At 71.9% G+C, this 20,080-nt stretch carries 18 protein-coding genes and 1 tRNA gene; 12 read left to right on the forward strand and 7 right to left on the reverse strand.

Annotated features, from left to right (window positions below):
* The first annotated feature begins 81 nt into the window (after window positions 1-81).
* Entirely contained in the window at window positions 82-2,508 is a 2,427-nt protein-coding gene (locus ACNYC2_RS20975) for a glycosyl hydrolase family 95 catalytic domain-containing protein (protein WP_419703654.1), read from the forward strand.
* A gap of 61 nt (window positions 2,509-2,569) precedes the next feature.
* Here the strand turns inward: ACNYC2_RS20975 and ACNYC2_RS20980 are convergent.
* A tRNA-Arg gene (locus ACNYC2_RS20980) sits at window positions 2,570-2,643 on the reverse strand.
* Between the two features lie 125 nt (window positions 2,644-2,768).
* Here ACNYC2_RS20980 and ACNYC2_RS20985 point away from each other — a divergent pair.
* From ACNYC2_RS20985 to ACNYC2_RS20995, 3 genes are all read left to right on the forward strand, one after another.
* On the forward strand, window positions 2,769-3,653 hold the full coding sequence (locus ACNYC2_RS20985; protein WP_419703655.1) for an alpha/beta fold hydrolase: 885 nt from the start codon (window positions 2,769-2,771) through the stop codon (window positions 3,651-3,653).
* Between the two features lie 80 nt (window positions 3,654-3,733).
* Window positions 3,734-4,432 (forward strand): RraA family protein, encoded by a 699-nt coding sequence (locus tag ACNYC2_RS20990; protein ID WP_419703656.1) that lies wholly within the window; start codon window positions 3,734-3,736, stop codon window positions 4,430-4,432.
* 62 nt (window positions 4,433-4,494) lie between these two features.
* Window positions 4,495-5,607 carry a winged helix DNA-binding domain-containing protein gene (locus ACNYC2_RS20995; RefSeq protein ID WP_419703657.1) on the forward strand — a complete coding sequence of 371 codons (1,113 nt, stop codon included), beginning with the start codon at window positions 4,495-4,497 and terminating at the stop codon, window positions 5,605-5,607.
* A 3-nt stretch (window positions 5,608-5,610) separates the two neighbouring features.
* On the opposite strand, the gene ACNYC2_RS21000 is transcribed toward ACNYC2_RS20995, so the two are convergent.
* The gene (locus ACNYC2_RS21000) at window positions 5,611-6,387 is read right to left on the reverse strand and encodes a helix-turn-helix domain-containing protein (protein WP_419703658.1); all 777 of its coding nucleotides are present in this window, start codon (window positions 6,385-6,387) and stop codon (window positions 5,611-5,613) included.
* Between the two features lie 87 nt (window positions 6,388-6,474).
* Here ACNYC2_RS21000 and ACNYC2_RS21005 point away from each other — a divergent pair, with 87 nt between their 5' ends.
* From ACNYC2_RS21005 to ACNYC2_RS21030, 6 genes are all read left to right on the forward strand, one after another.
* Window positions 6,475-6,876 (forward strand): nuclear transport factor 2 family protein, encoded by a 402-nt coding sequence (locus ACNYC2_RS21005; RefSeq protein WP_419703659.1) that lies wholly within the window; start codon window positions 6,475-6,477, stop codon window positions 6,874-6,876.
* A gap of 112 nt (window positions 6,877-6,988) precedes the next feature.
* Window positions 6,989-8,653, forward strand: a complete 1,665-nt coding sequence (locus ACNYC2_RS21010) for an ATP-dependent DNA ligase (RefSeq protein ID WP_419703660.1) — start codon at window positions 6,989-6,991, stop codon at window positions 8,651-8,653.
* Window positions 8,654-8,672: 19 nt separating this feature from the next.
* A complete protein-coding gene (locus ACNYC2_RS21015) occupies window positions 8,673-8,894 on the forward strand; it encodes a hypothetical protein (protein ID WP_419703661.1) in 222 nt (73 codons plus the stop codon).
* Between the two features lie 7 nt (window positions 8,895-8,901).
* Entirely contained in the window at window positions 8,902-9,267 is a 366-nt protein-coding gene (locus tag ACNYC2_RS21020) for a hypothetical protein (protein ID WP_419703662.1), read from the forward strand.
* Window positions 9,268-9,473: 206 nt separating this feature from the next.
* A complete protein-coding gene (locus ACNYC2_RS21025; protein ID WP_419703663.1) occupies window positions 9,474-10,781 on the forward strand; it encodes a hypothetical protein in 1,308 nt (435 codons plus the stop codon).
* Window positions 10,778-12,007: a sulfotransferase family protein gene (locus tag ACNYC2_RS21030; RefSeq protein ID WP_419703664.1), complete on the forward strand. Its 1,230-nt coding sequence runs from the start codon at window positions 10,778-10,780 to the stop codon at window positions 12,005-12,007. The genes ACNYC2_RS21025 and ACNYC2_RS21030 overlap by 4 nt, the downstream gene beginning before the upstream one ends.
* Window positions 12,008-12,018: 11 nt before the next feature.
* Here the strand turns inward: ACNYC2_RS21030 and ACNYC2_RS21035 are convergent, their stop codons facing one another.
* The 5 genes from ACNYC2_RS21035 to ACNYC2_RS21055 form a co-directional block, all read right to left on the reverse strand.
* A complete protein-coding gene (locus ACNYC2_RS21035) occupies window positions 12,019-13,695 on the reverse strand; it encodes a dipeptide ABC transporter ATP-binding protein (RefSeq protein ID WP_419703665.1) in 1,677 nt (558 codons plus the stop codon).
* The gene (locus ACNYC2_RS21040) at window positions 13,692-14,525 is read right to left on the reverse strand and encodes an ABC transporter permease (RefSeq protein ID WP_419707873.1); all 834 of its coding nucleotides are present in this window, start codon (window positions 14,523-14,525) and stop codon (window positions 13,692-13,694) included. Before ACNYC2_RS21040 ends, ACNYC2_RS21035 begins: the two co-directional genes overlap by 4 nt.
* 5 nt (window positions 14,526-14,530) lie before the next feature.
* The gene (locus ACNYC2_RS21045; RefSeq protein ID WP_419703666.1) at window positions 14,531-15,514 is read right to left on the reverse strand and encodes an ABC transporter permease; all 984 of its coding nucleotides are present in this window, start codon (window positions 15,512-15,514) and stop codon (window positions 14,531-14,533) included.
* Window positions 15,511-17,166: an ABC transporter substrate-binding protein gene (locus ACNYC2_RS21050; protein WP_419703667.1), complete on the reverse strand. Its 1,656-nt coding sequence runs from the start codon at window positions 17,164-17,166 to the stop codon at window positions 15,511-15,513. Before ACNYC2_RS21050 ends, ACNYC2_RS21045 begins: the two co-directional genes overlap by 4 nt.
* Window positions 17,167-17,317: 151 nt before the next feature.
* The gene (locus ACNYC2_RS21055; RefSeq protein WP_419703668.1) at window positions 17,318-18,031 is read right to left on the reverse strand and encodes a GntR family transcriptional regulator; all 714 of its coding nucleotides are present in this window, start codon (window positions 18,029-18,031) and stop codon (window positions 17,318-17,320) included.
* A gap of 61 nt (window positions 18,032-18,092) precedes the next feature.
* Here ACNYC2_RS21055 and ACNYC2_RS21060 point away from each other — a divergent pair, with 61 nt between their 5' ends.
* Both ACNYC2_RS21060 and ACNYC2_RS21065 read left to right on the forward strand, forming a co-directional pair.
* Window positions 18,093-18,632, forward strand: coding sequence for a YbhB/YbcL family Raf kinase inhibitor-like protein (locus ACNYC2_RS21060; RefSeq protein WP_419703669.1), 540 nt, complete (start codon window positions 18,093-18,095; stop codon window positions 18,630-18,632).
* Window positions 18,633-18,853: 221 nt separating this feature from the next.
* A complete protein-coding gene (locus tag ACNYC2_RS21065; protein WP_419703670.1) occupies window positions 18,854-20,074 on the forward strand; it encodes a toxic anion resistance protein in 1,221 nt (406 codons plus the stop codon).
* Window positions 20,075-20,080 lie beyond the last annotated feature (6 nt).

A 20,080-nucleotide genomic window follows, 5' to 3' on the forward strand; every position in this document is an offset into this window, starting at 1 on the left:
GAAATACGATGCTTGACCCGATACGTCATATCTTCGTAGGTTTGTCACGCTCGCGCTGACGACGTCCAACGGAGGACCCAGATGCCAGACGTGACAAGACGACAAGCCATCAAGGCCGGTGCCGTCGGCGCGGGAGGCCTGCTGCTGCCCTTGCCTTGGACGGCGACCGCGCGCGCGTCGTCCGCCCCACCACCCGAGGTCCAGGCCGCCGGCGACCTGGCGCTCTGGTACGACGAGGCGGCGGGCGACGACTGGCTCCGCGCGCTGCCCCTGGGCAACGGCCGGCTGGGCGCCATGGTCTTCGGGAACCCCGGGACCGAGCGGCTCCAGCTCAACGAGGACACGATCTGGGCCGGCGGGCCGCACGACTCCGCGAACCCGGAGGCGCTGGCCGCGCTCCCCGAGGTGCGCCGCCTCGTCTTCGAGGACCGCTGGGTCGAGGCTCAGGACCTCATCAACGCGCACATGCTGAGCAACCCCGTTGGCCAGCTCGCCTACCAGACCGTGGGCAACCTGCGCCTCACGGCGGAGGGCACGAGCGGGGCCACCGAGTACTACCGGCAGCTCGACCTCACCACGGCCACGGCCCTGACCAGCTTCGTCGCCGGTGGCGTGCGCTACCGCCGGGAGGCGTTCGTGAGCGCGCCGGACCAGGTCGTCGTCCTGCGGCTCACCGCCGACACGCCCGGGTCGATCTCGTTCACCGCCGCGTTCGACAGCGCGCAGCGGACCACCACGGCCAGCCCGGACGCCGCGACGATCGCGCTGGACGGGATCTCCAGCGATCAGGAGGGGATCCCCGGCCAGGTCAGGTTCCTCACATCGGCCCGCGCCGTCGCCGACGGCGGGAGCGTGAGCAGCGCGGACGGTCGGCTGACCGTCTCCGGCGCGAACAGCGTGGTGCTCCTCGTCTCGATCGGGAGCAGCTATGTGGACCACACCGACGTCGGCGGCGACTACGAGGGCATCGCGGCGCGCCACCTCGAGGCCGCTGCCGGCAGGTCGTTCGACGAGCTGCGCGGCCGGCACGTCGCCGACTACAAGGAGCTGTTCGACCGGACGACCCTGGACCTCGGGCGCACAGCCGCCGCCGACCAGCCGACCGACGTCCGGATCGCCCAGCACGGCGACGTCGACGACCCGCAGTTCTCCGCGCTGCTGTTCCAGTACGGCCGGTACCTCCTGATCTCGTCGTCACGGCCGGGCACGCAGCCGGCGAACCTCCAGGGCATCTGGAACCACGAGCTGTTCCCCGCGTGGGACTCGAAGTACACGATCAACGCCAACCTGCCGATGAACTACTGGCCCGCGGACACGACGAACCTGTCCGAGTGCTTCCAGCCGGTGTTCTCGATGATCGACGACCTCTCCGTCACCGGTGCGCGAACGGCGGAGGTGCAGTACGGCGCAGGCGGCTGGGTGACGCACCACAACACGGACGGCTGGCGGGGGACGTCGGTGGTCGACGGCGCGTTCTGGGGGATGTGGCAGACAGGCGGGGCATGGCTCGCCACGACGATCTGGGACCACTACCAGTTCACCGGCGACCTGGGCTTCCTCCGCGAGCACTACCCCGCGATGCGGGGCGCGGCGCAGTTCTTCCTCGACACGCTGGTGGAGGAGCCGAACCTCGGCTACCTCGTGACCAACCCGTCGAACTCCCCCGAGCTCTCCCACCACGCCGACGCCAGCGTCGCGGCCGGCCCGACGATGGACAACCAGATCCTCACGGACCTGTTCACCGGCTGCGCGCGGGCGAGCGAGGCTCTCGGGGTCGACGCCGACTTCCGTGCGCGGGTGCTCGCCACCAGGGAGCGTCTGGCCCCCATGACGATCGGCTCGCGCGGCAACATCCAGGAGTGGCTGCACGACTGGGTCGAGACCGAGCGCACGCACCGCCATGTCTCGCACCTCTACGGCCTGCATCCCAGCAACCAGATCACCAGGCGCGGCACCCCCGAGCTCTTCGAGGCGGCGAAACGGACGCTCGAGCTCCGCGGCGACGATGGTACCGGCTGGTCCCTGGCCTGGAAGATCAACTTCTGGGCCCGGCTCGAGGAGGGCGGACGCGCCCACGACCTCATCAAGTACCTGGTCACGCCGGCCCGGCTGGCGCCCAACATGTTCGACCTGCACCCGCCGTTCCAGATCGACGGCAACTTCGGCGCCACCGGAGGGATCGCCGAGATGCTGGTCCAGAGCCATACGGGCGAGGTGCACCTGCTGCCCGCACTGCCGGCGGCGTGGCCGGACGGCACCGCCGACGGCCTCCGGGCACGCGGCGGGCACACCGTCGGGGCGACATGGAGCGCGGGGCGGGCCGACGAGTACCGGATCACCCCCGACCGGGACGGCACGATCTCCCTGCGCGGCGAGCTCTTCACCGGCCGGTTCGCGGTGCTCGACGTCACCAGGGGCCGGCGGGCCAGGACCACGCGGACAGCCACCGACGTGATCGACCTGACGGGCCAGGGCGGACACACCTACCGCGCCTACGCCCGGCGGTGAGCGCGTCGGCCGTGGCGGGGAGCAGGGACCCCGCCACAGCCGACGTCGCCACGCTCTTGGGTGCCCCCGGCAGGATTCGAACCCGCGACCTAGTCATTAGAAGTGACCCGCTCTATCCAACTGAGCTACGGAGGCAAGCCTGCCGAGTTTAGCCCAGGTCGGGCTGGTCTTGACCATAACAATTCACGCACCAGGCAGTGACTCTCCGGCCGGACGGCGTGCCGCGGGACAATGGCACCCGACCTGCTGAAGGAGCCCTCGTGACCGACCTCTTCGACACCCGTACCGACCTGACGGTCTCCGGAGGCCCGGTGCGCCTGTACCGGGCCGGCGAGTCAGGGCCGCCGCTCCTCCTGCTCCACGGCGCCATGCTCGACACCGCCCAGGGCGTGTGGCGCCGGGTCGCGCAGGCACTGGCGGCCGACTACCGCGTGCACGTCGTCGACCTGCCCCGGCACGGCGGCAGCCGGCCCTGGCACGGTGTGCTCGACGACGCCTTCTACCGCCGCTTCCTCGACGACCTGCTGGACGCCCTGGACCTGCAGCGGACGGCGATCATCGGGCTCTCGATGGGCGGCGGCATCGCCACCGGCTACGCGCTGGACCACCCCGAGCGGGTCAGCTCCCTGATCGCCGTCGGACCCGGGGGAATCGAAGCCCGCCGTCCGGCACAGCTCCTCACCTGGCTGTTCCTGCGCACCCCCGGAGCCATGCGGCTGACCAGCCGGTACCTCGCCAGGCGTCCGGAGCTGGTCCGGCGGTCCATGATCACGAGCCTCGCCGCCGGCGCGGACACCCCTGACTTCGAGGGCATCGTCCGTCTGGCCGTCGAGGAGGCCAGGGCCAAGGACGCGCACGGCGAGCCGGGGCTCGACGACTGGCAGACCCAGGCCTACGGGCCGTTCGCCATGCGGCTGAACCTCCTGCCCGACCTGCCGAGACTGACCGTCCCCACGCTGTGGGTCCGAGGCGACCAGGACACGCTCGTGGGGGAAGCCGAGCTGTCCGCGGCGGCCGCTGCCGCCCCCGGCTCGCGCCTGGTCACGGTCGCGGGCGCCGGGCACATCGTCACGTACGACCAGCCCGACGAGTTCACCAGGCTGGCCCGGGAGTTCCTCGCCGCGACGCTCGACCCCTGCCCGTAGGCGCCTCCGGGGCGGCGATATGGTTGCGCGGACGAGCGCCGGGAGCCCGGTCGGCGCGCCTATCAAGGAGGCCGACCGACGTGCTCGATCTGCAAGGTGCGTACCTCGACCTCACCACGCCCCACGTCGCCGATGCGATGGTGCGCCTCGGTGTTCCCGTCCGGCAGGCACCGGCGGACGTCCGCCCGCTGTGGGAGGGCGCGCGCGTCGTCGGCCGCGCCCGGCCGGCGCGGCACGTCGGCAGCGTCGACGTGTTCCTCGAGGCGATCGAGCTGGCCGAGCCCGGCGACGTCCTCGTGGTCGACAACGAGGCCCGCACGGACGAGGCGTGCGTCGGGGACCTCATCACCCTCGAGGTCCAGCGCGCCGGACTCGGCGGGATAGTGATCTGGGGGCTGCACCGCGACTCCCGCGACCTGCGCACGATCCGCCTGCCGGTGTTCAGCCAGGGCAGCGTCCCGGCCGGGCCGCAGCGCCTCGACGCACTGCCCGCCGACGCCCTGACCGCGGCACGGTTCGGTGACCACACGGTCACCGGCGACGACCTCGTGCTCGGCGACGACGACGGCGTGCTGTTCCTGCCCCTCGGTCGCGCGGCCGAGATCGCGGAGCTCGCAGCGACCATCCGCGACACCGAACGGCGCCAGGCGATACGCATGAACCTCGGCACCAGCCTCCGCGAGCAGACCCGGTTCACCAAGTACCTCGCCGCACGCGACCGCGACGGCACGACCTTCCGCCAGCACCTCCGGGCCATCGGTGGCGCGATCGAGGAGTAGGCGGCGCGGCCCGGACGGCCGCCGGCCGGGTGAGTGTCAGACCTGCCCCGTAGCCTTCCCGCATGCCTTCCGGACCGACCGAGCTCTCGCCCGCAGCCGCGCGCCGGCTTCGCCTGCGCACGCAGGGCCTCACCCTGCCCGACGGCGGCGCGGGCACCCCCGACCTGTCCCCCGCCGACGTCGTCCGCCGGATGGTCGCGCTCCAGGGCCAGGACCTGCCGGCCGTGCTGCGTGCCATCGCGGTCCGGTCCCGCCAGGGCACCACGCTGGACGACGTCCGCGCCGCGTTCGACGCCGGCGAGCTCGTGCGCGGGTGGACCCAGCGCGGCACCCTCTTCGCGACCACGCCGGGCGACCTCGCCGCGCTCCTCTCGCTCACCGGCGAGCGCATGCTGCGCACGGGCCGCCGGGTCCGCGAGACCGAGGGTCTGGACGACGACGTGGTGGCCCGCGCCGAGGCGGTCGCCCTCGAGACGTTCAGGACGTCCCCCGCCGACGGCGGCATCTCGCGCGCAGCGATGGTCGACCTGTGGCAGCAGGCAGGGCTACCCATCGAGGGGCAGCGGGGCTATCACCTGATCGCCACCCTCGGGGTCCAGGGAGTGCTGCACTGGGGTCCGTTCGCGGGGGCGCAGCAGCTGATGGTCGAGTCACCGGGCGCCGGGCTCGGCAAGGTTCCGGCCGAGGAGCCGGACACGGCGCTGCGCCGCATCGCGCGCTCGTACCTCGCGAGCCGGGGGCCCGCCACCACCGAGGATCTCGCGTGGTGGCTCGGCCTGCCCAAGGTCCCGGTGCGCAACGCCGTCGCCGAGCTGCGTGCGGAACAGCCGGAGGCCGTCACCGAGGTGGTCGTCGACGGGAAGGTGATGCTCGTCGGGCAGGCCGCGAGCACCGATCTCGCCGAACCGTCCGGCGTGGTGCTCGCGCCGGGGTTCGACGAGATCGTCCTGGGCTACCAGGACCGCGAGCTGGTCGCGGACGCCGAGGCGATGCGCACCGTCGTCCCGTTCGTCAACGGGATCTTCCGCCCGGCGGTCCTCCTGGACGGGCGCGTGGTCGGGACCTGGCGCCGCGCACCCAAGTCGGGCGAGGCGCCGTTCGAGCTCGTGCCGGGAATCCAGGCGGACGCCCGCGCCGCGATCGAGGCCGCGGTGTCCGCCTGGCATCTGGGCTGACGTTCAGGGCCGAGCCTCCGCGAAGTAGGCCGCGCTCTCCGCGTCCGCCGGGTAGTACGACTCGACGGCGACCTCGGCCAGGGTGATGTCCATCGGGGTACCGAACGTGGTGATCGTCGAGAAGAGCCGCAGCTCACGCCCGTCGAGACGGATGACCATGGGGATCACGACGTCCGACTCGGGCTCTATCGAGTCGCCCGCCTCGCCGTCGAGCCCCGGCGCCAGCAGCTCCTCGTACAGCGCCGTCAGCTCGAGGTCAGGAGCCGTGGCGAGCTGGCGCCGGATCCGGGCGCGGAACATCGCCCGCACGTCAGCCAGGTTGACCACCAGCGAGGCGAGTCCACGGGGGTCCAGGCCCAGCCGCACCAGGTTGACCGGCGGGCGCAGCAGGTCGGGTGCGACACCCGCGAAGAACCGGTCGACGGCGCGGTTGGTCATCAGGATGTTCCACCGGCGGTCGAAGGCCAGCGCCGGATACGGCTCGTGCGCGCTCAGCACCCGTCCGATGGCGTCCCGGGCGGCCGACAGCGCGTCGCCGTCGAGCGGCCGCTCGGGGTAGCGCGGGGCGAACCCCGCGGCGAGCAGCAGCCTGTTGCGCTCCCGGAGGGGCACGTCGAGCTGGTCCGCGAGCCGGAGCACCATGTCGGCGCTCGGCCTGGATCTCCCGGTCTCGACGAGGCTGACGTGGCGGGCCGACACGTCGGCGGCGATCGCCAGATCGAGCTGGCTGAGCCGACGGCGCTGCCGCCACTGCCGCAGCAGCTCCCCCACTGTGTGCATGGCGTCGAGTGTTGCTCAACGCATCGCCGGACGCCATGAACTCCCAGTTCATCGACAAGCACCACGACTGCGGAAAACACTGCTGCCATGACCACGGAGAGCACATCTACGGACAACAAGACCATCGTCGGCCAGGCGTTCGCGGGCCTCGTCGAGTCGGGCGACGTCGCCTCGGTCGGGCGGGTGCTGAGCGACGGCTTCGTCCATCACCGGCCGGACTCGACCTCGTCGACCAAGGCGGAATGGCTCGCCTCGATGCGAGCGTCGCTGGAACACATCGCGGGCATGCAGGTCGAGATCGAGCACATGCTGGCCGACGGCGACCACGTCGTCCTGCACTCACGCCGCCGGCTCCCTTCCGGGCCGGAGATCACGGTCGTCGACATCATGCGGTTCGAGGACGGACTGATCGCAGAGGCGTGGGAGACCATCGAGCCGACGTCGGAGGCGGCGAGCCACCTGACCTGGTGGGCGCCCGAGGAGCGCTGATGACCATGCACCTGCTGCCAGGATCCGGCCCAGCCTGGCAGCAGGTGCATGGTCATTCGCGCGGTCGGCCGCACAGAGCAGCGGCTCGACGGAGGACGCGTCAAGATGGAGCATGCTGCTCGCCGAGGTCGCCGCCACGTCCGACGCCGTTGCCGCCACGCGCTCACGTCTCGCCAAGCGCGCGGCCATCGCCGACCTGCTGCGCCGTACGGCTGCGGGCAACCAGGACGAACCCGGGAACGGTGGAGGCCGCACAGCCGACACCGCCGATGACCTCGAGATAGTCGTCTCCTATCTCGCCGGCGCGCTCCGCCAGCGGCGCACCGGTCTCGGCTACGCGGCTCTCCGCGATCTGCCACCCCCGGCGACGACGGCCACGCTCACGGTGCGCGACGTCGATGCGGCGTTCGCCGAGATGGCGGCCCTCGAAGGCCCGGGTTCCGCCCAGGCCCGCTCCACCGCGGCCGCGGACCTCTTCGCCGCCGCCACCGAACGCGAGCAGGCGTTCCTCCGCGGCCTGGTCGCCGGCGAGCTGCGCCAGGGCGCGCTCGACTCGGTGGTGGTCGACGCCGTCGCCGAGGCCGCGGGCACCCCCGCCGACGCCGTCCGCCGGGCCGTCATGATGCGCGGCGCGACCGGCCCCGTAGCGAGCGCCGCCCTTCTCGCGGAAGACCCGCTCGCCGTGCTGGCGACGTTCACGCTCGAGGTCGGGCGACCGGTACGGCCGATGCTCGCCGCGTCGGCGCCGGACATCGCCGCAGCCTTCGAGAAGCTCGGGTCCGGCGATGCCTCCGCCGAGGACAGCCCGGAGCTCTGCGTCGACGTCAAGCTCGACGGCATCCGCATCCAGGTGCACCGCCTCGGCGACGACGTACGCGTCGTCACGCGGTCCCTGGACGACATCACCGAGCGCGTGCCCGAGATCGTCGAGGTGGTGCGCGCGCTGCCGTCCGACCACCTGGTGCTCGACGGCGAGGCGCTGGCCGTCGGCGAGGACGGCGTGCCCCGGCCGTTCCAGGAGACCGCCGCGCGCTCCGCGACCAAGGAGACGACGTCGGAGGTGGAGCTGGCCGCCCAGCTGCAGCTCACCCCCTTCTTCTTCGACGTGCTGCACGCCGACGGGCGCGACCTGGTCGACGCACCGCTCCGCGAGCGCCTGGCCGTGCTCGACGAGATCGCCGGGCCGCACACGGTGCGCCGGCTGGCCACAGCGGACCCCGAGGCCGCCGCCGAGTTCTTCGCGGGTGCGCTGCGCGAGGGTCAGGAGGGTGTCGTCGTGAAGTCGCTCGACACCCCCTACGCGGCCGGACGCCGGGGCGCGGGCTGGGTGAAGGTCAAGCCGCGCCAGACGCTCGACCTCGTGGTGCTCGCGGTCGAGCGGGGTTCAGGCCGCCGGCAGGGCTGGCTGTCCAACATCCACCTCGGTGCGCGCGACCCGGAGGGCGGGTTCGTGACGCTGGGCAAGACCTCGAAAGACGGTGACCGAAGCGGCTGGGTGCCCGTCGGGAAGACCTTCAAAGGGATGACCGACGCGATGCTCGCGTGGCAGACAGAACGATTCCGCGAGCTGCAGACCTCCGATGACGGTTGGGTCGTGACTGTTCGGCCGGAACAGGTTGTCGAGATCGCCTTTGACGGCGTTCAGCGATCGAGCCGCTATCCGGGTGGCGTCGCCCTTCGCTTCGCGAGAGTCGTCCGCTACCGGGACGACAAGCCAACGGAGGAGACCGACACGATCGAGACCTTGCGCGCGCTCCTTGGGGATCCGACTGCCTGATCGTGACAAGGTTCGAGCTATGGGCGAAATGACCGCCGAAGACTACGAGTCCATCGACCGCGCACTTCGCGAACACCAGCTGGAGGCCCTCGACGCCCGCTTCGTGGCAGCGACCGAGGATGATGACGGCCGGCTCCCGCTCCGCCGGTTCTATCGCAACGAGGACAAGGACGGCTGGTGGTGGCGACGTCGGCCGAGCAAGGTCACTGGCGTCTTCGCAGCCGATCTCGCGGCCGGGTGAGGAATCCATGCGACCCGAGCGCTTTGCCGATCGTCTCGACCCCAGTACGTACGAATCAGATGACGAGGTTGTAGGGATCTACGAGCGTGATCCCAACGAGCACGACGCTCTTTGGTGCTCTGGGCGACTTTTTCGGCGACTGACCACCATCGGGCGTGCGTACGAGTTGCCAACACTGCCGCTGCTCGACGGGTCGGCTGACCTAAGCCTGAACCGGACGCGATGCGTCTCGCTGGTGGACGAGATCGCCTTTGTCGCTGAGCGCGTCAACGACGACGTGCTCCTGGCACTGGCACAGTCCCTCTCCGACTACGTAGCGACCCGTGTACGTCGACCCGCATGGCTCGGTGACATCACCTTCGACTTCGATTAGGACGGCGGCTGGGTGGTGACCGTCCGGCCGGAGCAGGTGGTCGAGATCGCGTTCGACGGCCGGCAGCGCTCCACCTGCTACCCGGGCGGGCTTCTGACCAGCACGTAGTCCTTCACGAGTCCTGGCAGGCTTCTCGACATACGCTCACATATCGGGCAAGGTTTGGCCGGAACCAGGAACCTGTACCCGACCCAGACGGGGACTCGATGAGCTCGACCATGATCGACGGCGTCACCGGCATCGGCGACACCGTCAGCGGTGATCCCGCCCACCGGCCCTTGAAGCTCGACGACCCGGCCACCGTCATGTCCATCACGGAGGTGACCGCGTCACCCGACGCGGCAGCCGTGCACGCACGGCTTCGCGAGGAGTGGGGGGACGTCGCCCCCGTCGGGCTGGAGCCCGGTACCCGCGCGTGGCTCGTGACGGAGTACCGGACCATCGTCGCGATGGCCCGCGGCCAGTTCCCCCTCGCGACGGCCACCGGGACCTGGAACGGCCACGAGCAGCTGGGACCCGACGAGAACTCGCCGCTGCTCCGCCCGCTCGCGCCGGTCAGCCGCCCGATCGTCGAGCAGGCCGAGGGAAGCACGCACGGCCGGCTCCGTACCCCGCTCGACGAGGTCCTCGGCGTGATCGACGACGCGGAGGTCGCCAGGACCACCCGCGAGCGGTGCGAGGAGCTGATCGACAGCTTCGCCGCGACCGGCGTCGCCGACCTGGTGCGCGAGTACGTCGCGCCGATGCCGCACCTGACACTGGGCGCGCTCCTCGGGTTCGACACCGCGACCGCGAAGCAGGTGTTCGAGATCGCCACGCGCCCGGCGTCGGAACGCTACGCCGCGGCGACCGTGCACGAGGTGAGCTTCCTGCTCAACGGGCAGACGGCGGCCCGCCGGCCGGACGGCACCCCCACCCCCGCCGGCCGGCTGGCACGGCACGCCGCCTACGAGAGCACCGCCGAGGCGGCGCTCGGCATCGTGTCGCTCACCGCCACCGCGGCTCTCGGGCTGCAGGCCTGGCTGGCACAGACGCTCTACCTCGCCCTGACCGACGAGCACTTCGCCAGGCGGCTCGCGGGCGGACGGCTCGGGACCGACGAGGCGCTCGACGAGGTGCTGTGGAGTGCGCCGCCGGTGAGCGCGCTGGCGCCCCGGATCGCCGTCGAGGACTTCCTGCTGGACGGCAAGCTCGTGCAGAGCGGCGACGCGATGCTGCTCGCGGTGGGCGCCGTCGGCTCGGACCCGAGCATCCGCGGCGAGGGTCCGTGGGACGGCTCCGGCAGCGGTGCCCACCTCGCCTTCGGGGTCGGCGCCCACGCCTGCCCCGCGCCGCACCTCGCCCGCCTGATCGTCCGCACGGCCGCCGAGACGCTGCACCGCCGTCTCACGCCCGCTCTCGCGCTGCGCGCGGACGAGCTCCGGTGGGCACCCGACTTCCGTTTCCGTCTGCTGGAGGCGCTCCCTGTCGCCTTCCGCCCAGAGCAGGACTCCGCACTCGAAGGGACATCGTGAGCAGCAACACCCGAGCCTCCAAGGTTCTCAACACCGTCCTCGCCCCCGCGATCCGCGGGCGGGAGGACGCCGCAGGTGCGTGGGCGAAGGCCGTGGCCGACGCCGACAAGGAGGCCGGCGTGCAGGACCGCGAGCTCGCCGACGGTCTCGGCCGCGTGTTCTCGAGCATCGTCGAGGAGCCCCGGCTGACGCCCCTGGGCTGGTTCTTCGCGCTCAGCGTGGTCAAGGCCCGCTACGTCAACCGGCTGCGCATCCAGAGCCTGCTGGCCGAGCGCCCGGAGATCGCCGACGAGCAGATCGTCAACCCGGTGTTCGTGCTCGGCCTGCCGCGCACGGCGACCACCCTCGCCCACAAGGTGCTCGCGGCGTCGCCCGACCACCGCGGGCCGCTCGCCTGGGAGATGTCCTACACGGGTCTCGACGACCCGAAGGTCGCCAAGCGGGAGATCAAGCGGTTCGACCAGAGCATCCAGCTGGTCACCCGCTACTTCGCCCCGGGGCTGAAGCACATCCATCCGATCCAGGCCACGGACCCGGAGGAGTCGTTGGTGCTCATGCCGCACGGCACCTTCTGGCCGCTGTTCCACGGCAGCATGCCCTCCTACCGCGACTGGTACGCACAGCGCAGCGCGGCGGAGCTGGCCGGCGACTACGAGTACCTGAAGCAGGGCCTGCAGGTGCTGCAGCACGGACGGCCGTCCAAGCGGTGGGTCGTCAAGTACCCGGCGCACCTGAACGACATGACCGTGATCAAGCAGGTGTTCCCGGACGCCACCTTCGTGTGGACGCACCGCGACCCGGCCGCCGTCGTCGGCTCGTCGTGCAGTCTCATCGAGACGCTGTGGGCGCCGTACCAGAAGGACCCGGACCCGCTGGAGGTCGGGCAGCTCGTGATGGACTCCATGGTCACGTGGGTGAACAACGCACTGGAGGCGCGGCTCAGCCTGCCGCCGTCGGCCATCGTGGACGTGCCGTACCACGCGCTGAGCGCCGACCCGCACACGGAGGTGCCGCGGCTGTACTCGGCGATCGGCGCCACCTGGACGGCGAGCGACCAGGCGAAGCTCGACCAGGTGCTCGCCCGGCCGGCGGGCACGAAGCCGCACCTGTACGACATGCGGCGCTACGGGCTGGAGCCGGACCAGGTGAACGAGGCCTTCGCGCCCTACCTGCGCCTGCTGAACACGTTCGACGTGCTGGACGCCAAGCCCAGGATCGAGATGTAGAGCAGGCCGGGTCAGCCCCTGTCGGCTCGCCCGACGGCGACCGGCGCGGCCTCCCGCAGCAGCCGCACGTAAGGGTGCTGCGGGTCGTCGAAGACGGTCGCCGCCGGGCCGGACCCGACGATGCGACCTTGTTGCATGACGGCGATGTCGTCGCTCATGTGCAGCGCGACCCCGAGGTCGTGCGTGATGAGGAGGTAGGCCAGGTTCCGCTCGCGCTGGAGCCGGTCGAGCAGGTCGAGCACCTGCGCCTGGACGGAGACGTCGAGCGCGGAGACCGGCTCGTCGAGGATCAGCACCCGGGGGTCGGCCGCGAGCGCCCGCGCGACGGCGACGCGCTGCCGCTGTCCGCCCGAGAGGTGCAGCGGACGGCGGGTGGCGACCGCCGGATCGAGGCCCACCGTGTCGAGCAGCTCGGCGATCTCCGCGCGAACCGGTCCCGGCCGGGTCGTGCGCCCGCGGGTGAGGGCGTCGGCGAGGACCGCACCCACGGTCCAGCGGGGGTCGAACGAGCTGAGCGCGTCCTGGGACACGGCGCCGACGAGCGGCCGGCGCGCGCGCCGTCGGGCCTCCGGGAGGGGGATCCAGGGCTCGCCGAGCAGGGTGACCTCGCCGGCGTCGGGCCGCTCCAGCCCGAGGAGGAGCCGGGCGGTCGTGGACTTGCCCGAACCGGACTCCCCGACCAGCCCGAGGGTCCGCCCCGCGCGGAGGGTGAACGAGACGTCGTCGGCGGCGGCTATCTCCCGCCCGCCGACCTGGAACGTCCGCGCGAGCCCCCGTGCCTCGAGGAGGACATCGCCGAGCGTAGGCCCGGTCGCCTCACGAGCGCCCGCGCCGCGACCACTCCTACGCTCGACGCCGGCCGCTGGGGCGGCGGCCGACGGCGGCGGGGCGGCCGAGAGGGGGGTCCCGCGGGGCACGCCTCCCGGGACGGCGGCCACCAGCTTGCGGGTGTACGGGTGCCGGGGCCGCTCGAAGACCTCCGCCGGGGTGCCCTCCTCGACCACGGCGCCGTCGGTCATCACGAGCACCCGGTCGGCGATGCCCAGCACCACCGACAGGTCGTGGCTGATGAGCAGCACGGCGGTGCCGTCGTCGCGCAGCTGCCCCAGCAGCTTGAGCACACCGGCCTGGACGGGCTGATCCAGCGCCGTGGTCGGCTCGTCGGCGATGACCAGCCGCGGCTCGCCCGCGATCCCCGCGGCGATGAGGGCGCGCTGCCGCTGGCCGCCGGAGAGCTGGCCGGGACGCTGGCCGGCCCGCAGCTCGGCGTCGGGCAGGCCCACACGGCCGAGGAGCTCGACGGTGCGCGTGCGGCGGGCGGCGGCGTCGAGCCGGGTGTGCAGGGCGAGAGTGTCGCCGATCTCGCGTCCGACGGGCCGCAGCGGGTCGAGGGAGACGAGCGCGTCCTGCGCGATCAGGCCGACGGTTCCGCCGCGCAGCGCGCGCAGGCGCCGGCCGGACAGGGAGAGCACGTCCTGCCCGGCGACGCTGAGCTCCGCGGCGGTGACCCGGGCGCTCTCCCCCGCGAGGCCCACGACGCTCCGCGCGGTGACGCTCTTGCCCGAGCCCGACTCGCCGACGATCGCTACGCACTCACCGGCCGCCACCTGGAGGCTGACGCCGTCGACGACGCGACGTCCGGAGAACTTCACGACGAGGTCCTTGATCGACAGCACCGGATCGCTCACGCCGCGCTCCTGTTCCGCTTCTGGATGCCACGCCCGATGACGGTGGCGGCAGCGGCGCTCGCGACGATCGCGAGGCCGGGGAAGAAGGTCATCCACCAGAAGTTCGCGATGTAGGTGCGGCCCGCGGCGAGCATCGCGCCCCACTCCGCGGCGGGAGGCACGGCCCCGAGCCCGAGGTAGCTCAGCGAGGAGACCCAGATGACCGCCTGCCCGAGCCCGAGGGTCGCGAGCACGAACAGCGCGGCGGTCACGTTCGGCAGGATGTGCCGGACGACGATCCAGAGCCGGCCGCGCCCCAGCACGCGCGCGGCCTCGACGAACTCGGCGGCCGCCGTCCGCCGCACCTGGGACCGGATGATCCGCGCGTAGCCGGGCGCGGTGGCCAGGCCGACGGCGATGGTGGAGCTCAGCACGCCCGGCCCCGTCACCACGATGAACAGCAGCGCGAGCAGCAGGCCGGGGAACGCGAAGAGCACCTCGACGAGCCGCGTGGTGCCGAAGTCGAGCCAGCGCGGGCCGAGGCCCGCCGCGAAGCCGAGGACCGTCGCGAGGCCTATGCCGATCGCCGTCGCGAGGACGCCGATCCGCAGCGACTCCGCGGCCCCGTGGATCACCCTGGTGTAGATGTCGCGGCCGGACTCGTCGGTCCCGAAGAGGTGCGCGAGCGACGGCGGCCGGAAGGCCTCGGTGCGCGCGACGGCGAGCGGGTCGCCCGGGGCGAGCAGGTTCGGCCAGAGCGCCGCGACGAGCAGGAGCAGCAGTACCGCGCCCGCGACCGCCTCGGCGACCGTGGGGCGGAACGCGGTGACGCGCGCGACGGCGGAGCGCAGGCGGCTCACTCCGTCACCGCCCGTCCGCGCGGGTCGATCGCCCGGTCGGCCAGATCCGTCACCAGGGTCATCACCGTGTACGCGAGCGCCACGACGAGCACGATGCCGGTCACCAGCGTGACGTCACGCAGCTGGACCGCCGAGAGCAGGCTGCGGCCGAGCCCCTGCCGGGCGAACACCGACTCCACGACGACCGCCCCGCTGATCAGCGACCCGAAGGCCCAGCCGGACAACCCGACGGCGGGGATCGCGGCGTGCCGCAGCGTGTGCCGCCAGAAGATCCGGACCTCGCTCTCGCCGCGGGCGCGCGCCGTGGTGACGAAGGGCGACTCCATGGCGGTCAGCAGGGACTCGCGCATGACCTGCCCGAGGAACCCGGCGAGCGGGATCGCCATCGTCAGCGCGGGCAGCACGATGCCCAGAGGCCCCGGCACGCTGACCGGCGGCAGGATCCCGAGGGTGAGGCTGAAGAACAGGATCAGCACCGTCGCGAGCCAGAAGTGCGGCACCGCGGCGGCCACCAGCTCCAGCCCGGACCCGATGGCCCAGGCGACCCGGCCGCCCCGCACGCTCCAGGCGGCCAGCGCGCAGGCGAGGACCCAGGCGAGCACGAGGGAGCAGAGGGCGAGGGTGAGCGTGGCGCCGAGCTGCTCCCCTATCGCCGTCGCCACGGGCTTGTGCAGGGAGTACGACTGGCCGAGGTCGCCGGTCACGAGCCTGCCGAGGTAGGTCAGGTACTGCACGCCGAGCGGCTGGTCGAGGCCGTACTCGCGGCGTACCTGCTCCAGCGCCTCGGGTCCGGCCTGCGAGCCGGGTCCGCCGAGGATCGCCTCGGCGGGGTCGCCGGGGACCAGCCGGAGCGCGAAGAACGTGATGGTCGCCGCGGCCCAGAGCACGAACACGACCCCACCGGCGCGCAGGAGGAGCCAGTGCCGGTTGCCCGGCACCGGCCTCCTGCGCGCCCCGGTGGTGGGGACGGGAAGCGTCAAGACGTCAGCCAGGCCTCGGTGAAGGTCGGCGTGGAGACCGTGGGCATCGCCCGCAGGCCCTGCACCGTCGACGAGTACAGGAAGTGGTTCTGCTGGTCGTACAGCGGCAGGATGTAGTACCCCTCGAGGATGATCCGCTGCGCTTGCTCGTACAGGCTCTTGCGGTCGTCGGGGTTGCTCGTCGCGGAGGCCCGCGTGAGCAGGTCGTCGAGCGCGGGGTCGTCCACCTGGGCGAGGTTCGCGAAGTAGCCGCTGGGCGCGGGCTCGATGCTCGCCGAGTGGTACAGGATCCGCAGCACGTCCGGGCCGACCTTCGTGTACGGGGCGCTGACCAGGTTGTAGTCGTTCTCGGCGAGCGCGCCGTACCAGCTGGACAGGTCGAGCGGGTGGAGCCGCACCTCGAAGCCCGCGGCCTTGGCGTCCGCCTGGATCTGCTCGAACAGGGACTGCTCGGCCGGGATCGACTGGTTGGTGCTCACCGGGAAGTCGAGGGTGAGGCGCTTGCCGTCCTTGACGCGGTAGCCGTCGGCGTCACGCTCGGCCCAGCCCGCCTCGTCGAGCAGGGTGGCCGCGGCGTCGGTGTCGACGGTGAAGAGGTCGGGCTCGCCCAGGCCGAGCGGCTCGACGCCGGACAGCGGCGAGTACGAACGCTCCGCGGTCCCGAAGAACAGGCTGTCGATGCCGTCGTCCACGTTCACGGAGCGGATGAACGCCTCGCGGACCCGCTCGTCGTCGAACGGCGCCTTGCCCGAGTTGAGCTCTATCCGGTTCGAGGCGCCGGGTCGCGGTGCGTCGAGCTCCTTGATGGTCCCGCTCGCCTCGGCCGACTGGATGGTGTCCGGCTGCGCGTTGTCGATGACCTGCACCTCACCGGACTGGAGCGCGGCGTAGCGGCTCGCGGAGTCGGGGATGAACCGCCACACGATCGAGTCGAGGTACGGGAGGCCGGTGCCCTCGGCGTCGGCCGGCGGGGAGCTGTAGTCGTCGTTCCGTACGAGGGTCACCGAGTCCTGGCGCTCCCACTGGTCGACGACGAACGGGCCGGTACCGACCGGCGACGCGCAGTTCTCCTCCTGGCTGCGCTCCAGGGCTTTGGGCGACTCCATGGCCACCCAGACCTGCGAGAGCGACTCCAGCAGCGCGCTGTCCGGCGTGGTGAGCTCCAGCCGGACGACGTGGTCGTCGACGGCCACCACGTTCTCGATCTTCGCCAGGGCGAGGTAGCCGGTCGACGACGCCGTCGCCGGGTCCTGCACGTGCGCGATGTTGGCGGCCACCGCCTCGGCGTCGAACGGCGTGCCGTCGGTGAACGCCACGTCCTCGCGGAGGGTGAACTCCCAGCTCAGGCCGTCGTCGCTCTCCTGCCACTCGGTGGCGAGCCACGGGATGACCTCGCCGCTCTCGTCAAGGGAGACGAGCGACTCCAGGTACTGCGTGGCGATGAGCGCCTGCGGGTAGTTGCCGCCGACGTGCGGGTCGAGGCACGAGGGTTCGGCGTCACCCGAGGCGTAGGTGAGGGTTCCGCCCGCGACGGCTTCGCCGGAAGCCTCCTCCGGCGTCCCTCCCCCGGGTGAGCAGGCGGCGAGCAGGAGAGCGACCGTGGCCGTGACGACGACGACGGCACGCGGGCGGGAGAACCGACGCGAGGGCATGGCTACTTGTGCATCCTGTCTGGAAGGTGTTCCGAACGACTGCGTTCATGCTCCCAAACTGTGCGCCCGGCCGGACGTATTCCGTCCAGCGGCCCCAGGTGAGGCGCGCCACACCGGCTGGGTGGGTCGTTCCCCTCGGCGGTCGCGCAGCTCAGCCGTTCGACGCACCGTGGCCGGCACGCAGGCTCTCCGCTGTCAGCGTGAGGTGCTGCACGAGCAGGTCGACGGCGCGGTCGGCGTCGCGCGCGAGCACGGCGGCCTCCAGCGCGGCATGCTCGGCGACGCCGTCGCGGGGCTGGACGCTACGGAGCGGGACGCCACGGGGCATCGCGGACGTGGACCAGCGGCGGGCGAGCTCGCTGGCGACCCACATCCGGTCGAACAGGTCGAGGAGGATGTCGTTCGCACAGGCCTCCAGGAGACACCGGTGGAACTGGCGGTGGGCCTCCGACCACTCGTCGGAGTAGAAGGGGCCGCCCTCCGTCCAGACCGGGGTACGTCGCAAGCGGTAGTGGGCCGCGTGGACCCGCGCCTCCCAGTCGATGTCGCCCCGAGCCATCGAGAGGCGGAGCATGGCCGGCTCCGTCGCGATCCGGGCCTCCGCGATCTTCTGCCACCGGTCCGCATCCATCGACGGCACCACGAACCCGCGATTGTGCAACCGCACCGCCAGGCCCTCACCGACGAGGCGCAGCAGGGCCTCCCGGGCGACCGCGAGGCTCACCCCCTCGGCGTCCGCCAGCTCCCGCGGCTTGAGCGCCGCACCGGGCCCGAAGTCTCCGTGCAGGATCCGCGTGCGGACCCCGGCGTACAGACGTTCCGACGGCGAGCGGTGCGCCGGTTCGATTGCGCTCTCGGCTTCCATGGGACTAGCGTAACAAATAATCGATCATTCCCAAGTTGATCGATCTTCGATTGGAGTGCAGATGAGCAACGACCCCTTTGCCAGGCTCCCCCTGGTGCCGACGTTCACGCTGACCAGCCAGTCCGTGCCCGACGGAGGCGAACTTCCCGCGGTGCAGCTGTCCGGTCTCTTCGGCATGCCCGGCGGCCAGGACCGGTCGCCCCAGCTGACCTGGACGGGCGCGCCGGCCGCCACGAAGAGCTATGCGGTGACCGTCTACGACCCCGATGCCCCCACCGGCTCCGGCTTCTGGCACTGGGCGGTCGCCAACATCCCGGCCGCGGTCACGGAGCTGCCCGAGGGCGCGGGAGACGAGACGGGTTCCGGGCTGCCCGAGGGCGCGACCCAGCTGCCCAACGACGCCCGCGCGCCCCGCTACCTGGGGGCCGCGCCGCCCGCCGGCCACGGCGCGCACCGGTACTTCATCACCGTGCACGCCCTCGACACCGAGGACCTCGGCGTTCCCGAGGACGCCACCCCCGCGTTCCTCGGCTTCACCATGGCGTCCCACATCCTCGGCCGGGCCACCCTGGTCGCCACCGCGGAGACCCCGGCCGCCTGACTTTCCGACGCGGCAGCACGTGGCCGTGCGGTGTGGGCCGGGCCCTGCCTGGCCCGCACCGCCGCGCCCGGCGGAGGGCGTGGACAACCGTCAGACGGCACCCGGGAACTACCCGGCACGCCCCGACGTTCTCACCCCGCACCCAGGCGTTTTCCCTCCCGGCGACAGCGGCCCCCCGCATATACTCGCCGGGTTCGGACGCCCTATCGCGAGGAGCACCGATGACCGAGCCGATGCCGCTTCAACCGCCTGCTCCCGCAGCCGAGCCCCTCGTGCTGAGCGCGCCCGACCCGGTCCAGGCCGTCGCGGCCACGCAGGCCCCCAAGATGGCTCCGAAGGTGGATCCCGCCGTCGCGCCCGCGCTCGACCAGAAGGTGGCCACCTACCTGGACGGCCTGCTGAGCGCCGACACCAAGAGCCCAGAGTTCGCCAAGCGCGCCGACGACGTGCGCACCATGGGCGACCAGGACATCCGGCAGGCCGCGGACTCCAGCAACCGGCTGCTCGCCACTCCCGTCCGGGCCCTGAAGGAGGGCGGCCTCGCCGACGGCTCCAAGGTGGGCCAGACCCTGCTGGAGCTGCGCCGCACCGTCGAGGACCTGGACCCGTCCGAGGCCAGCGTGGGCCGCAAGATCCTCGGGATCATCCCGTTCGGCGACAAGCTGCAGGACTACTTCCGCCGCTACGAGTCCGCGCAGGGCCAGCTCAACGCCATCATCCAGGCCCTGTACAACGGCCAGGACGAGCTCCGCAAGGACAACGCCGCGCTCAACCTGGAGAAGCAGAACCTCTGGGACACGATGGCGCGGCTCAACCAGTACATCTACGTGGCCGAGCGGCTCGACGCCCAGCTCTCCGCGAAGATCGCCGAGCTCCAGATCGCCGAGCCCGAGCGGGCCAAGGCGCTGTCCGAGGACGTCCTGTTCTACGTGCGCCAGAAGCACCAGGACCTGCTCACCCAGCTCGCCGTCTCGATCCAGGGCTACCTCGCGATCGACATCATCATCAAGAACAACGTCGAGCTCACCAAGGGTGTCGACCGCGCCACGACGACGACGGTCTCCGCGCTGCGCACCGCCGTCATCGTCGCGCAGGCGCTCGCCAACCAGAAGCTCGTGCTCGACCAGATCGGCGCGCTGAACACGACGACCTCGAACATGATCGCCTCGACCTCCAAGATGCTCGCCGACCAGTCGGCGACCATCCAGGAGCAGGCAGCGAGCTCGACCGTCGGCATCGAGCAGCTCCAGTCCGCGTTCGCGAACATCTACGCGACCATGGACTCGATCAGCGACTTCAAGGTCCGGGCGCTCGACTCGATGTCGCAGACCATCGGCGTGCTCCAGACCGAGACCACGAAGGCCTCCCAGTACGTGGAGCGCGCACGACGCACCAACACCGACGGCGTGGCGAGCGGTTCTCTCGACCTCACCACCCCGTGACCGCAG

Origin of the sequence: Promicromonospora sp. NFX87, assembly GCF_048564965.1 — a bacterium.
Classification (GTDB): domain Bacteria; phylum Actinomycetota; class Actinomycetes; order Actinomycetales; family Cellulomonadaceae; genus Promicromonospora.